Source organism: Vibrio sp. La 4.2.2 (genome assembly GCF_027586995.1).
Lineage (GTDB): Bacteria > Pseudomonadota > Gammaproteobacteria > Enterobacterales > Vibrionaceae > Vibrio > Vibrio mediterranei.
On sequence record NZ_JAPPTJ010000002.1, the window covers coordinates 33,100 to 47,782 of the forward strand.

Annotated in this window: 12 protein-coding genes; 4 read left to right on the forward strand and 8 right to left on the reverse strand. The window is 43.8% G+C overall.

All coding sequences use genetic code 11. The features are described 5' to 3' along the window. Positions 1 to 68: 68 nt before the first annotated feature. The 7 genes from OH456_RS03355 to napF all read right to left on the reverse strand — a co-directional run bounded on the left by OH456_RS03355 (position 69) and on the right by napF (position 7,968). Positions 69 to 3,212 carry an HD domain-containing phosphohydrolase gene (locus tag OH456_RS03355; RefSeq protein WP_270032794.1) on the reverse strand — a complete coding sequence of 1,048 codons (3,144 nt, stop codon included), beginning with the start codon at positions 3,210 to 3,212 and terminating at the stop codon, positions 69 to 71. A gap of 157 nt (positions 3,213 to 3,369) precedes the next feature. Further along, positions 3,370 to 3,504: a TIGR02808 family protein gene (locus OH456_RS03360; protein WP_006069395.1), complete on the reverse strand. Its 135-nt coding sequence runs from the start codon at positions 3,502 to 3,504 to the stop codon at positions 3,370 to 3,372. 10 nt (positions 3,505 to 3,514) lie between these two features. Further along, a complete protein-coding gene (locus tag OH456_RS03365) occupies positions 3,515 to 4,093 on the reverse strand; it encodes a NapC/NirT family cytochrome c (RefSeq protein WP_006069396.1) in 579 nt (192 codons plus the stop codon). A 26-nt stretch (positions 4,094 to 4,119) separates the two neighbouring features. Continuing rightward, on the reverse strand, positions 4,120 to 4,581 hold the full coding sequence (locus OH456_RS03370) for a nitrate reductase cytochrome c-type subunit (RefSeq protein WP_006069397.1): 462 nt from the start codon (positions 4,579 to 4,581) through the stop codon (positions 4,120 to 4,122). Positions 4,582 to 4,657: 76 nt separating this feature from the next. Next, positions 4,658 to 7,147, reverse strand: coding sequence for a periplasmic nitrate reductase subunit alpha (napA, locus tag OH456_RS03375; RefSeq protein WP_088878761.1), 2,490 nt, complete (start codon positions 7,145 to 7,147; stop codon positions 4,658 to 4,660). Further along, entirely contained in the window at positions 7,144 to 7,449 is a 306-nt protein-coding gene (locus OH456_RS03380) for a chaperone NapD (RefSeq protein WP_006069399.1), read from the reverse strand. Before OH456_RS03380 ends, napA begins: the two co-directional genes overlap by 4 nt. Before the next feature lie 39 nt (positions 7,450 to 7,488). Further along, positions 7,489 to 7,968: a ferredoxin-type protein NapF gene (gene napF / locus OH456_RS03385; RefSeq protein WP_124941315.1), complete on the reverse strand. Its 480-nt coding sequence runs from the start codon at positions 7,966 to 7,968 to the stop codon at positions 7,489 to 7,491. Between the two features lie 240 nt (positions 7,969 to 8,208). Between napF and narQ the strand changes: the two genes are divergently transcribed. Both narQ and OH456_RS03395 read left to right on the forward strand, forming a co-directional pair. Then, positions 8,209 to 9,933, forward strand: coding sequence for a nitrate/nitrite two-component system sensor histidine kinase NarQ (gene narQ, locus OH456_RS03390; protein WP_006069401.1), 1,725 nt, complete (start codon positions 8,209 to 8,211; stop codon positions 9,931 to 9,933). Continuing rightward, positions 9,920 to 10,552 carry a response regulator gene (locus OH456_RS03395; protein ID WP_006069402.1) on the forward strand — a complete coding sequence of 211 codons (633 nt, stop codon included), beginning with the start codon at positions 9,920 to 9,922 and terminating at the stop codon, positions 10,550 to 10,552. The genes narQ and OH456_RS03395 overlap by 14 nt, the downstream gene beginning before the upstream one ends. Before the next feature lie 71 nt (positions 10,553 to 10,623). On the opposite strand, the gene OH456_RS03400 is transcribed toward OH456_RS03395, so the two are convergent. After that, on the reverse strand, positions 10,624 to 12,045 hold the full coding sequence (locus tag OH456_RS03400; RefSeq protein WP_038227121.1) for a glycoside hydrolase family 1 protein: 1,422 nt from the start codon (positions 12,043 to 12,045) through the stop codon (positions 10,624 to 10,626). A gap of 247 nt (positions 12,046 to 12,292) precedes the next feature. Between OH456_RS03400 and OH456_RS03405 the strand changes: the two genes are divergently transcribed. Further along, positions 12,293 to 13,009: a GntR family transcriptional regulator gene (locus OH456_RS03405; protein WP_006069404.1), complete on the forward strand. Its 717-nt coding sequence runs from the start codon at positions 12,293 to 12,295 to the stop codon at positions 13,007 to 13,009. A gap of 112 nt (positions 13,010 to 13,121) precedes the next feature. After that, positions 13,122 to 14,669 (forward strand): glutamate synthase-related protein, encoded by a 1,548-nt coding sequence (locus OH456_RS03410; RefSeq protein WP_031493132.1) that lies wholly within the window; start codon positions 13,122 to 13,124, stop codon positions 14,667 to 14,669. Positions 14,670 to 14,683: the final 14 nt, after the last annotated feature.

Consider the following 14,683-nt stretch of genomic DNA (forward strand, 5'->3'; position numbering starts at 1 on the left):
TTTTTGCAATTGCATACGAAAAACCGCCAGTATTTGGCGGTTTTTTCTTTGGTTCTCAGTTAAGTTTCTTAACTGAGATACTTACTTTCATCCACCTCATCAATCTGCGTAGGGGCCAGGAATCGCTTCGAGTACGTCATGTATACGCGACTCTTAATGAATAATTGGAATACTTCCATGTCAACGTGCTCTTCCAGAGCCATCTTATGTAAAATATCCAAAGACTCACTGATGGTTTTAGCTTTCTTGTAAGGTCTATCTGCAGCTGTAAGTGCCTCAAAAATATCCGCAACGGCTAAGATACGCTCTGGGATTGACAACTTGTCTCCGGTTAAACGTCTAGGGTAGCCATCTCCTCTCATTGTTTCATGGTGAGTAGTAGCGATTCGTTCCACGTTTTTGAGATCTTCAGGAAAAGGGATACTGCTCAGCATCTTGATACCAGCAATCATATGTTCGTTAATTTTAAAGCGCTCTTCTTGCGTCAATGTTCCTCTTGAAATGGAGAGATTATAAATCTCGCCAAGATTATATAGGTGTTCAGGAACGTTCATATTAATGCCTAGCTTTTCATCTAGCTCGTAGTCTGCAGAGCGAGTGATGATATGCTCTGGTCTATCGCTAAGTAGTGGCTCGCAAGCAGGCGATCTCGTTTCTGCAGATAGACGTTGTTCTTCTAACGGTGACAAACCAAGGTAACGGTCAAAGTGGCTGGTCCAGATTTGTTTGCCTATTTCGACAATGCGAACTTTGTCTTGCTCATTAATAAACTCGTTTCCAACATTTAATTGTGCAATGAAGCTAAACTGCTCTAGGAGTTCTTCTTGACGTTGTTTTAGGTTTTGTTTCGCATCAGTGGCCAAGTTTGGCTGCTCTAACTGAATGTTTAGCGCTGTAATTTCAGCATCGCGCCATAACACTTCAAATCGAGTTCGAATTTCATGAATTCGGTTATAGTTAGTTTCCAATTTGGTTCCTTTATCGACCACATACTCTGGTGTGGTGATTTTTCCGCAATCGTGCAACCAAGCAGCAATGCGAAATTCTCTGCGTTTGGCTTCGTTTTCAAACTCAAATGATTCAAAGATGCCGTCGTTCGATTGCTCTGCAGCGTCGCTAAGGAGGAACGCAAGCTCAGGGACGCGTAAACAGTGTGCGCCTGTGTAAGGCGATTTCTCATCGACGGCACGCGCGATAAGCTGAATGATTGCCTCAATAAATGCATCCTGCGAGCGCTGAAATGCATCTAAAGACTGCGACATATCATAGATAGCATGAGATAACTCATTTACCTCCCGCACAGAACTGTTGAACGCCTTCACTTTATTATATTGGCGGTGTTTAATTCGCTTGGTTTGCAGGAGTAATTTCTTAATCGGACTGGACATCGGAGTGCTGATACGCCACACAAGAGGAATCATGATAACGAGTGCAGCTAAGGTCCAGAGAGAGCTATTGATAATGTACTGGTAGGCACTACCTAGAAGTTTCTTTTCCGGTATGGTGAGTACGAAATATTCTTGGGGTGTGTCGTTAACTTCAGTGATATAAACAAAGTGCTTTTGTCCCTTCATATCGACAAAGGAGATCTTTTCATGGAAGCTTGGATCTTCCAGCATAGATAGCAGCCGATTTGAAGGAATATGGCTAGTGTGGTGTTGGTCGCTATTCAGCCATTTGTCTGCTAACACGGTACGCACTTTCTCCTGATCAAGATAGGTTAGCGCTTGATTAATCAGTTCTATGTACGGCTTAAGTTGCTCATTAGCAATAAAAACGAAGTCAGTTGGAAACGCTGGATGTTTTTTTAATGATTGAGTCTTCAAGTCATAGTTAATTAGTTTTTCGACTTTACTTTTGATTACAGGTGCGACATCAACAATACCTACAATTTTCTGGGTCTGTACATCTTCGAACGCTTCATCATAAGTATCGTAGGCATAAACGGTAATACTTGGGTAATCTTTTCTCAACTGCTCGACAATAGACCAACCACCAAGGAAGCCGACTGTTCTGCCTTTGAGGTCATCCCACGATGCTATATGTGGTGCGCTTTTATGCGTAGCAATGGCGTACTCAAGAGAATATAGGATGTCACTTTCGATACTGTGGTCAGAGACATTACTATCACTAGCAATAGATTGCAGAATATCAATTTTGCCCAGACGAAAGTCGTTAACGAGTTCCTGCCAACTTCGACCATTGATGTACTCAAACTGTAGTCCGGTGGCATCAGAGATTAGCGTGAATAAGTCGATGGCAAGTCCGTCCGGATTGCCAACCACAGTAAAATCGATAGGCTCCCAATCTAATTGATTTGATACTTTGAGCACCGGTGAGTTGATAACAAGATCAAGCTGTGTATTTGTTAGTGGCATTTTATCGATGAAGGGCAGGCTATTTGCCGTGTCTAATATAGTATTGGTGCCAATAATCCGACCCTCACCATCCGTTATGTAAGCATCTGCTCCCTCCAGCGCGACATTATCAGACAAGCTATCTTCAAAGTGTTCATTTAGTGAAGCGAGAGCAATATCGACGCCAATGACAGCGTTGAGGCTCGGTATCTTACGAGAAAATGTCTGGCCAGTGACTCGTAGGTTGTGAAAGAGATAAGGTGTGGTTTTATAGACCTCTTCTTCAGAGGCACGTGTGTACCATCCCCTTTGTGTTGGGTAAAAAATACTGACTTCTTCTTGCTCTCTACTGAGTTCAAAATTATCGAAGTAGAATCGTGTGCGCTTGACCCGCTTTCCGTCGATATCATTGGAATGTTCGATAACCATCCAAGATTCTCCTTCAAGTAGGTTCAATTTATCGGAGATGTATTTAGGTTTCAGGTTGATGAGTTGAAGAAAGTCATCATTATCAAATCCGATATAAATGCTATGGATAAATGGGTTACCGAGAAATGTGGCTCCAAACAGCTCAATTAGTTCCGAAGGACTCTTTTCGCTTAACTGGGTACTCAATAGGTATCCCAGTTGAACCGCAGACTGCTCTCCGACTTGATCGATCTGTTCCAATCGCTGTGAGACCAATGACGAAATCAACTGATAGTTCGCTAAGGCATGGTTGACTTCGCGTTCTTTAGTCAGTGAATAAATGACGGTAGCCGAAATTAAGGCTGTAGCTGTGATAGCGAGAGTAAACAGTAACGCTACAACACGGCGTATGGAGAGTTTGCTAGATGTTTTGTTTTTCTTGGACATGACCACTGACACTTTCTACAACAGAGGGATAGCGTGAGCTTTAATAAGCTGATTCTACTCTATTTGTTTCATTTTATTGGAGTAAATTAACTATAGTAGAAATCATGTGGTTAAGAGGGGAAAAATAAAAAGCCCCGCATGAGCGGGGCTAAAAGCTTTATTGCTGTTTGTCTTTACCGAGAGACAGCAACCATATCGAAACGGCTGCGACTCCAACGAATCCCGACAAAATGATGACTGGCATTGCAGCATAACCTAGTACGTGCCAAATCACCGATTCTAATGTACTCATTCAGTGCTCCTTATTGCCAGCCTTCCACACCTTTCATATCAGGCAGTTTGTGTGCGATACCTTTGTGGCAATCAACACAAGTTTTATCGCCAGACGCTAATGCAGTAGAGTGCTGCTGCACGCTTCGTGGGCCTTGCTCGGAAAAGTCCATGTAATCAAATTCATGACAGTTACGACACTCAAGGGAGTCATTGGCTTTGAGTCGAGCCCATTCTCGTTCAGCTAGGTGTCCACGTCGTGCTTGGAACTTCTCAGGAGTATCGATGGTTTTCAACACATAATGTGCAAACAACTCTTTCGAAGCTTGAACCTTACGAACAATTTTGTCTGTCCAGTTGTGAGGAACGTGACAGTCAGAGCAGATTGCACGAACACCAGAGCGGTTCGAATAGTGAATTGTCTCTTGGATTTCAGCAACAATTGGTGCGTGACATCCAGAACAGAATTCTTCAGTATTCGTTGCTTCCATACCCGTGTTGAAAGCACCCCAAAATAGCAGACCGCCGGCGAAACCAAGGAATAGCACAACACCAGCTGCTGCTTTACTTGGTGACTTTAAACGAGTCCAAAACGCTTTAAGAAATTTCATATATAGCCTCTCTTAATACTTCGTGGCTATTCAGTACGCAATGAATCTACGCGCTCAAACTCGTTACCTACTAGCGGTTGTGCATCAACCTGAGGAACGTGGCACTGCAAGCAGAAATAACGACGAGGGGAAACGTCCGCTAAAACAGCATCTTCACGGTTCATATAGTGAGTTACGCTGATTTTAGTCGCACCTGCTTCTTTCGCGTTTTTCCAGCTATGGCAAGCCAAGCATTTGTTTGCGTTAAGCGATACTTCATAGTTGCGAATTTGATGAGGGATCAGTGGAGGCTGATACACGTAATCACTCTCAATCACTTGGTCTTTAGGAATATGTTTGAAGTCATCCGCTGGGCGTGTGTCTTCAAGGTTACTACTACCACGAAGTGAATCTAGACCACCAGTTCCACCCGGGTTATTCAATTCTGCTTGTGCAACACCTGCAATCAGTGCACCAACAGAGAGAATAGCGACAATCAGTTTTTTCATTTTGTTATCTCCGCCTTAAGGCTAATTCTTCGGTGGCCACTTCTATTGAAGCAGCCACGTTTCAATATTGTCTCTGTTAAGCCACTTTCGTGATTTTCACAGGGCACTTCTTGAAGTCTGTCTGTTTAGACAGAGGGTCAGTCGCATCAAGAATCAACTTGTTGATTAGGATACGAGCATCGAAGAATGGTACGAATACCAAACCTTTTGGCGGACGGTTACGGCCACGAGTCTCAACACGTACACGTACTTCACCACGTTTATTAGCCATAAGTACTTCGTCACCACGGCGAAGGCCACGAGACTTAGCATCTTCAGGGTGGATATAACACACTGCATCTGGCACGGCTTTGTACAGTTCAGGAACACGGCGAGTCATAGTACCTGTATGCCAGTGCTCAAGAACACGGCCAGTACATAGCCATAGGTCGAATTCTTCATCTGGCACTTCTGGTGGCGCTTCATACGGTGCTGAAATAATCAGAGCTTTACCGTCTGGTTTACCATAGAAGTCCCAACCAGAACCTGCTTTCGCATATGGATCTGAGCCTTCTTTGTAACGCCATAATGTTTCTTTGCCATCAACAACAGGCCAACGTAGACCACGAACTTGATGGTAAACATCGTATGGAGCCAAATCGTGACCATGACCACGACCAAATGCCGCGTACTCTTCGAACAGGCCTTTTTGAACGTAGTAACCGAAGTGGTGAGCATCATCGTTAAGCTCACGAGCTTCTTCGATAGGGTACTTATCAACTTGGCCGTTCTTGAACAGCATGTCGTACATGGTTTTACCGCGGTACTCAGGTGCTTTTGCAAGCAGTTCTTCTGGCCACACTTCTTCCATCTTAAAGCGTTTAGAGAACTCCATTAACTGCCACAAGTCTGACTTGGCTTCACCAACGGTCTCTACTTGTTGATACCAGGCTTGCGTACGACGTTCTGCGTTACCGTAAGCGCCTTCTTTTTCAATCCACATAGCTGTAGGAAGAATGAGGTCAGCTGCTTGTGCAGTCGCAGTTGGGTATGGGTCAGAACATACGATGAAGTTTTCAGGGTTACGGTAACCTGGAAGACGTTCAGTATTGATGTTTGGGCCAGCTTGAAGGTTGTTGTTACATTGAATCCAATAGCAGTTCAATACTCCATCATGAAGCATTCGGTCTTGCAACACCGCATGGAAGCCTGGTTTTGGTGGAATAGTCCCTTCTGGAAGCTTCCACTCTTTCTCAGCAATCGCACGGTGCTTAGGATTTGCTACAACCATGTCTGCTGGTAGACGGTGCGCAAAGGTACCAACCTCACGGGCTGTACCACATGCTGATGGCTGACCTGTTAGTGAGAATGGGCTGTTACCCGGAGTTGCGATCTTACCGGTTAGTAGGTGGATGTTATAAACTAGACCATTCATCCATACACCACGAGTATGTTGGTTCATACCCATAGTCCAAAGAGACATAACCTTAACGTTTGGATCAGCATATTGCTTAGCAAGCTCAATCAACTTCTCTGGTTCAACACCAGATATTTCAGAAGCTTTTTCTACAGTGTAAGGTGCGACAGAGGCTTTGTATTGTTCAAACGTAATGTCTGACATTTTGCCTGAGTTCGGGTGAGCCGCTGCTTTTTGCAGTGGATCATCGTCACGCAGGCCGTAACCGATATCAGTTTCAGCTTGCTTGAAGTTGGTGTGCTTGTTAACAAAGTCCCAGTTCACTGCATCGTTTTGAATGATGTAGTTCGCGATAAAGTTTGCAATAGCAAGGTCAGACTGAGGGTTGAAAATGTAACCGTGGTCAGCAAGCTCAAACGAACGATGGTAGTACGTAGAAAGTACGTTTACACGAACATGTGGGTGGCTTAAGCGACGGTCAGTGATACGAGTCCAAAGAACTGGGTGCATCTCTGCCATGTTAGAACCCCAAAGTACGAACGCGTCCGCATTTTCGAAGTCGTCGTAACAACCCATTGGTTCATCGATACCAAAAGCACGCATGAAACCAACTACCGCTGACGCCATACAGTGACGTGCGTTAGGGTCAATGTTGTTTGAACGGAAGCCCGCTTTCATCATCTTAGCTGCAGCATAACCTTCCATAACGGTCCATTGGCCTGAGCCAAACATACCGATACTTGTTGGGCCTTTCGCTTTTAGTGAAGCTTTCCACTTCTCAGCCATAATATCGAACGCTTGGTCCCAAGAAATTGGAGTGAAGTCGCCGTCTTTATCAAATTTGCCATCTTTCATACGAAGTAGTGGCTGAGTTAGACGGTCATTTCCGTACATAATCTTAGAGAGGAAGTAACCCTTGATACAGTTTAGACCCTTGTTTACTGGCGCCTCTGGGTCACCTTGGGTTGCAACAACTTTACCGTTTTGCGTCCCTACCAGTACAGAACAGCCTGTACCACAGAAACGACAAGGAGCTTTATCCCAGGTAATTTTTGTTTGGTCGGAGCTAGCAATCAGGTTGGTAGCCGATGCAGGAAGGGTAATACCCGCTACCGCTGCCGCTGATGCCGCTGCGTTTGCTTTCACAAACGCACGTCTTGTCATTTTCATACTTCACCCTCTAATTGGGAATGGTTACTTCCAGTGTTATTTTCATCGTCATCTAACCCGTGCTCGATTTGGTGATAAACCAAGGCCGCGTTAAGGACATTCGGTAGGTTGTTGATAGCGTCAATTGTGTCGGTGACGAAACCCTGATTCTCGGTTTCCAGAACAACAATAATCTTGCCGTCCTCGCTGTCTCCGTAGATCTCCGCGTTATCGAATTGTTCGATTTGCGCTTTGATTTCTGCAAGGTGCTCAGCCTTGCAATGTACTACCAAACTAGAAATGTGCACTTCGTTTAGTGACATAAATCTTTTTCTCTTGTTTTATTTTAATTTTGCTTCGAACTAGACATTACTCACCGAGATAGAAGAACTCGGACATACAGAAACACATGCTCCACATCCGTTACAGTCCCCTAACTCTAATTGGGGTAAAGCGACACCGCCCACTCTTAACTTGAAAGTGATAGCCATAGTTTCACAACTATCACCACAACTACGGCACTCGATGTTGTTTTGCGCTAAACATTGAGTGTCGATCTCTGCTTTTGCGTTCCAAGGTGTGGCGTCCCTATCATTAAATATAGGCTCTGGACAGATTTCTGCACACTTGTAACAAAACGTACATTCATCAATTGAGAAGTTGACCGCAGGATAGCCACCATCACCGCTCTTGATAATTTGCGTTTCACACACGTTAATGCATTTACCACAACGAGTGCATTGGTCGGTGAACGTTGCTAAATCCTTTACCCAAGGGAGCCTAGCTTGCTTAGTATTGATCTGCTTTCTTGTGAAAAAGCGACGCTTGGAAATATCAACCATTCATCTCACCAATAAAAACTGTCTACAGAAAGTCTAGTTCAAAAAATCTGTTAACAATCTTTAATTTACATTCATATAAATTGTAAGTTTGGACATAATTGGATAAATACCTCTTAGGGGTTAAATAGGGGCCATCCTTGTTTTGGATCAATAAATTACCGACAATAGATAGCGATAGTGTGAGTCCGGTTTTCGGTACTTATGAATAGATTGAAACAAGTGAAGTGAGATTATTGAGTCATGAAGAAGCCGAATAAATCTGTAACCGGCACAATAGCGAAAGCAATGATACTCATCTTGTTGCTTTCCTTAGCAACAACGAACTTTGCTATTTTGACGTTAGCATCTAGTTTAAACGATGCTGAGGCCGTCAACGTTTCCGGTTCGATGCGAATGCAGAGTTATCGATTAGCCTATGATATGCAATCAGATTCGCCACTCTATTATTTACATGTCGAGCAGTTTGAGCGTTCCCTTTATTCTCCTTCAATGAAAGCCCTGCAGTCATGGGATGTACCTGAGAAAATCACGCAGGATTACTACAATCTCATTATCCGTTGGCATGAACTCAAATCTGTACTGTCCAGTGATGATAGAGAACAGTATCTATTGCTAGTCGCTGATTTTGTGGACCGTATAGACTTGTTTGTATTGGAGCTTCAAGAGCATTCCGAAAACAAGTTAATCCGTTTGGCATGGGCTGGCGGAGTTGGTTTAGGCGGAATTCTACTGGTGGCCGTGTATGTTGTACTGTTTGTAAGAAAGCAAATTGTTCGACCTTTGGGGCAGCTAATTTCTGCCAGTGAACAGATTCAGAACCGTTCGTTTGATGTCGAGGTTGATGTTCGTTCTGACAATGAACTCGGGATCTTAGGTAACGCATTTAGAAATATGGCCAAAGATCTTGGCAAGTTATATCGTGGATTAGAACAAGCGGTAAATGAAAAAACCCATAAGCTTCAACATGCACACCAATCACTGCAAGTGCTTTATCAATCGTCACAAGAACTAACAGCAACGAGAATTTCCCATGAGAACTTCCGAGCCATATTAACTTATATCTACAGTGTTGAAGGAATTTCAGCGGTAGAAATCAAAGTTTCTGAGGTGGAAGGTAATCCTTGGATTGCTACGGAAGGTACTTTCAATGGGAAAGCGGAACGGGTAAGGCCATTGCACTTGGATGGTGAAGAACTGGGCCAACTCAGATATCAAGTAGGCTTGCCTTGCCCAGATGAAAAATTAATAGATAACTTCGTTCAAATTTTATCGCGAGCGATTTACTACAACAAAGCTCAACGTCAAACCGAACAGATTATATTAATGGAAGAGCGGGCGACGATTGCCAGAGAGCTTCACGATTCACTCGCTCAGTCACTGTCTTACTTAAAAATTCAGGTTACACTACTAAACCGTTCTATTTCTAAGGAATTAACTGACTCGTCATCAAGTCGCTCTCAACTAGTGTTGAATGACATACGTGAGGGATTGGATAACGCCTACGTTCAGTTGCGAGAATTGCTGACGACTTTCCGACTATCGATTAAAGAAGGGACGTTTGGTGAAGCAATTACTGAGATGCTTCATCAATTGGATGAACAAACTGAGGCTGAGATAGAACTCGATAATCAAATGTCGTCTTTGGAGTTAGGAGCAAACGAACAAGTCCATATCTTACAACTTATTCGTGAGGCCGTACTTAACGCGATGAAGCACGCACAGGCCTCATTTATAAAAGTAACTTGTTTCGAAGATGAAAATGCCCTTGTTACTGTTAAAATAAAAGACGATGGTGTAGGGTTCGACCAAAATATACAGAAATTAGACCATTATGGTATGAGCATTATGAAAGAGCGTGCAGCTCGACTTAATGCAGAACTTGCTATAAATTCCGCCGAAAACGATGGTTGTGAGGTGGTATTAACGTTTCAAAGAAGTAAGGAGCCACTAAGTGAGCGAATGTAAAGTCATGTTAGTCGACGACCACCCTTTAATGAGGCGTGGTATTGGACAGTTACTCAGCTTTGAAGACGATTTTGGGATTGTTGCGGAAGCCAGCAATGGCTCGGATGCAATTGCGTTGGCAAAAGAACATGAACCTGACTTGATCTTACTCGATCTAAATATGAAGGGTATGTCAGGTTTGGATACGCTCAAAGCACTAAGAGAAGATGACTTTCAGGGACACATTGTCATTCTTACCGTCTCTGATATTCCAGCGGATATCGATGCCTTAGTAAAAGCGGGAGCTGATGGGTATCTACTTAAAGATACCGAGCCAGATGAAATCATTGAACTGCTTCGTGGGCTGACATCAGGCAATAAAGCTTTCAGTTCTGCCATCGAGAAGTACCTTGAAGAAAGAGCCAATACCAGTGATGTTTTCGCGACACTGACTGAGCGTGAAATGCAGATTCTTCAAGAGGTAGCGAAAGGGTTTAGAAACAAGCAAATTGCCGACCGACTGTTTATTTCGGAGTCAACGGTTAAAGTGCACATGAAGAGTTTGCTGAGAAAGTTGCAAGTCCCTTCAAGAACTGCAGCCACCATTCTTTACTTAGAGCGCTTTGGTGAAATTAAGTAGTCATGGCGTAGCTAAATTCTTGGTTGTAATGATAAAAAGGTCTAGCTCAAGCTAGACCTTTTTCGTGAAAACTAAAGAGTTTCACCGTTAGATTCAATGACTTTTTGATACCAGTAGAAGCTGTCTTTTTTGTAGCGTTTCAGTTCTTTTTCGCTTTCTTCATCACGGTCAACATACACGAACCCATAACGCTTCGCATAGCCGTTTAACCAACTGAACAAGTCCTGATAAGACCAAGTACAGTAGCCAATAACTTCACAACCATCGTCAATCGCATCTCCAATTGCTTCTACGTGCGCTTTTAGAAAGTCAATGCGGTAGTCATCATGAACTTTGCCATCTTCCGTTAGTGTGTCATAAGCACCAAGACCGTTTTCGCTAATAAGAATTGGAAGGTTATAGCGTGATGTAATGCGGCGAAGGGCGACGCGCAGTCCCTCAGGATCAATGGCCCAGTTCCAATCAGTCATTTTTAGATGTTCGTTATCAGCGCGTACGTAGTATTTGTCTGTTGGGATAGCCGCAACATCGGAAACCACAGAGACTTGAGCAGCATTACCTGTTTGAGCGGTCTCAGCCTTATTTTCTGGAGCAACAAACGTAGCGGACTGATAGTAGTTTAGTCCCATGAAGTCGCAGATACCGGCTTTTAGCAGCTCTTTGTCACCATCTTGAAAGTCGATATGAATACCAAGTCGTTCTAGAAGCTTCAGGCCAATCTTTGGATATGCGCCTTTTGCGTAGACATCCATCCAAAGCAAATCTTGGATTTCTTGTGCGTTTTCAGCCGCGATGACATCTTCTGGAGAAGCAGTTTTAGAGTAGGTTGGACTATAAGCGAAGCTCGCTCCGATCTGACCCGGCAGGCCCATTTCCTTGAATCGTTTTACCGCATTAGCATTTGCAAGACTTGCAATGTGGTTAGCATTAATAAAACGCTGATAATCGGAAACCTTTGGTGGATGGATTTTTTGAACATAACCAAGACTAGTAAAGATGTTTTGCTCGTTCATACAAACCCAGTACGGTACTTTTTCACCGTACTCGGTAAACAGGACTTCACAGTACTTGGTAAAGTCAGCCAGAATCTTACGGCTTTCCCAACCTTGATATTCATCTTGTAGGGCTTGAGGAAGATCCCAATGGTAGATTGTTAGGATCGGTGTGATACCACATTCGATAAGTTTATTAATAACGTTGTGATAGAACTCGATGCCTTTAGGATTAATAGTACGGCCATCAGGCATGATGCGAGTCCAAGCGACTGAAAAGCGATAAGCTTTTAAACCCATTTCGCGCATCAATTCAATATCTTCTTCGTACTTATGGTAGAAGTCGATCGCTACTTCCCCCGTGGTGTCTTTGAATGTGTTGCCAGGTACACGAGAGTAGACGTCCCAAATGGAGTCACCTTTACCGTCTAAGTTAGCTGCGCCTTCAATCTGATACGCCGCAGACGCACTGCCCCATAGGAAATTCTCTTGAAATGCCATTATTACTCCAGTTTTAAATACTAATCTCTTTAACGTGATATTATTAAAACCATATGGTTTTACAAATATGTCTGCTCAATATAGTGATTTTGATCACTTTTATTGGCGATTTATGATGGAGTTTAGACTAAATTAAATATGGTTTTGTGTCGTTGCTTGTTTCTTGATACAGAAGGAAGTACCCTTGGGGCAAAGAGTAAAGGCAGGTTATTTGCCGATGTATATTGGATAGCATAGGCATTGATAAATGATTAAATATCAGGGCATTTATAGTGAAATGAAGACACGTATTCTTTCTGGAGAGTACTCGTCGGAGGAAAAACTCCCAGATGGCAGATCGTTGGCCGCGGAGTTTGAATGCAGTGAAATAACCATCAAAAAAGCCATGGACTTCTTAGTGAAAGAGGGGCTGGTAGTACGTAAGCGCGGAGCTGGCTCATTCGTCAAACAAAAACCTGATGCTGTATCTGACTCTCATTTACTTGGAACCAAAAAACGAGCCCAAGATAAGGGTAAAACTGTTCACACTCGCGTTGTTAAATTCAGTTCGGTGCCCGCAAACGCGTTGATAGCGGAAAAACTAAAATGCAACGTTGGCGATCCAGTTTATGACATAACGCGAATCAGAGTATTAGATGGCGTGCCATCAATCGTTGAGTATATCTATCTGTCAGCAAAAATTGTCCCTAGCTTAGCTATCGAACATGTCAAAGACTCGATATATGGCTACATATCTGACAAACTGAAGCTTACTATTCATAGCGCTAATTTACGCATCACGATTGTCAACGCTAACGTTGAAGAGGCGGACTACCTCAGTGTTCCTATAGGGGAACATCTAGTGAATGTGGCCCAAAATGCCTATCTAGATAACGGACAAATCTTCGAATATTCAGTGGCTAGGCACATTTGCGATAGTTATGAGTTCTCTACGACATATGTAAAGAGTGATACTCAGCTCTAACGTTTCCAACGTGATGCTCTGTCGATTCTTTGGACGTATCTTATCGTTGGTTTTTTGACCTATGCTTATCGTTACCCCTTCATAGAAAGTGTGGATAACAAGGATAAGCATTATGAGCAAACCAATAATTGCCGATAACAAGCCGATAAAGGTTGAGCTAGAAGGTGGACAAGAGCATTACTTTTGCACTTGTGGACGTTCAAAAAACCAACCTTACTGCGACGGTTCACATGCAGGAACGGAGTTCAAACCACAAAGCTTCAGTGCTGATAAATCGGGCGATGCGTATTTGTGTCGTTGCAAGCACTCAGCAAACCTTCCATATTGCGATGGCTCCCACAAACAGTTTAGTGATGAGCAAGTTGGTCAAGAAGGGCCTGGTGTGAGTCAAAAGGCGAGTGATGGGCCCGTTGCGGTTAAAACGAAAGAAGAACCAACAGTCGAACTCATACATCAACTTGCCCGTGAAGGGCTGTCTAAGCTTGGACATCATGGCCCAATGACGTCAATGGGCGTGCCTAGGCATTTGTTACCCCACTGGGATGACATACAAGTTATGGTTGCTCAAATGGCTACGAAACCTCTACTTGAAGACGTTGCCGTTGGGACTGAATTGGTCATTGGACCTAAGGCTAAGAAGCCGCTGAAGCTTAACATTCCTTTATTTGTTTCGGACATGAGTTTTGGTGCTCTGTCAGAAGAAGCAAAGGTATCATTAGCAACGGGGGCGGAGTTAGCCGGTACAGGTATTTGTTCGGGTGAAGGGGGGATGCTGCCAGAGGAGCAAGCGGCAAACTCGCGTTATTTCTATGAGTTGGCGAGCGCAGGATTTGGCTACGATGAAAGTAAACTCAAATCGGTGCAAGCGTTTCATTTCAAAGGCGGACAAGGGGCGAAAACTGGCACCGGAGGCCATCTTCCCGGTAACAAGAATATCGGAAAAATTTCTCAAGTTAGAGGTATTCCTGAAGGAGAACCCGCTATCTCTCCTCCGACATTTAAAGATCTGAATACGGCTGAAGACTTCAGACGATTCGCTGACAGAGTGAGAGAAGTTACGGGAGGTATTCCTATTGGGTTTAAATTGAGTGCAAACCATATTGAAGAGGACATTCAGTTTGCGCTTGATGCCAGTGCGGATTACATCATTCTCGACGGTCGAGGTGGGGGGACGGGTGCGGCTCCGGAAATGTTCCGGGATCATATCAGTGTGCCAACTATTCCAGCCCTAGCCAGAGCGCGGCGTTATCTGGATCAGCAAGGTGCGAGTGGCAGGGTTACGCTGATTATCACTGGTGGTCTTCGTGTACCGATGGATTTCGTTAAAGCACTCGCATTAGGTGCTGATGGGGTCGCGATATCAAATAGTGCAATGCAATCTATTGGTTGTGTCGCTGCGAGAATGTGTAACACCAATAATTGCCCTGCGGGCATCGCAACGCAAAAAGCCGATTTGAGGCAACGACTCAATGTTGAAAAAGCATCCCATCAATTAAAAAACTTCTTTGAGGCGTCGGTGGAACTCATGCAAGTGATGGCGAGAGCCTGTGGTCATGATGATTTGAGTAAGTTCAACAAACACGACCTTGCTACTTGGAATCATAATATGGCACGGCTTTCCGGCATTGCCTATGCTGGATATGAAGAGGGTTCAACCTAGTATCTAACGCCTTA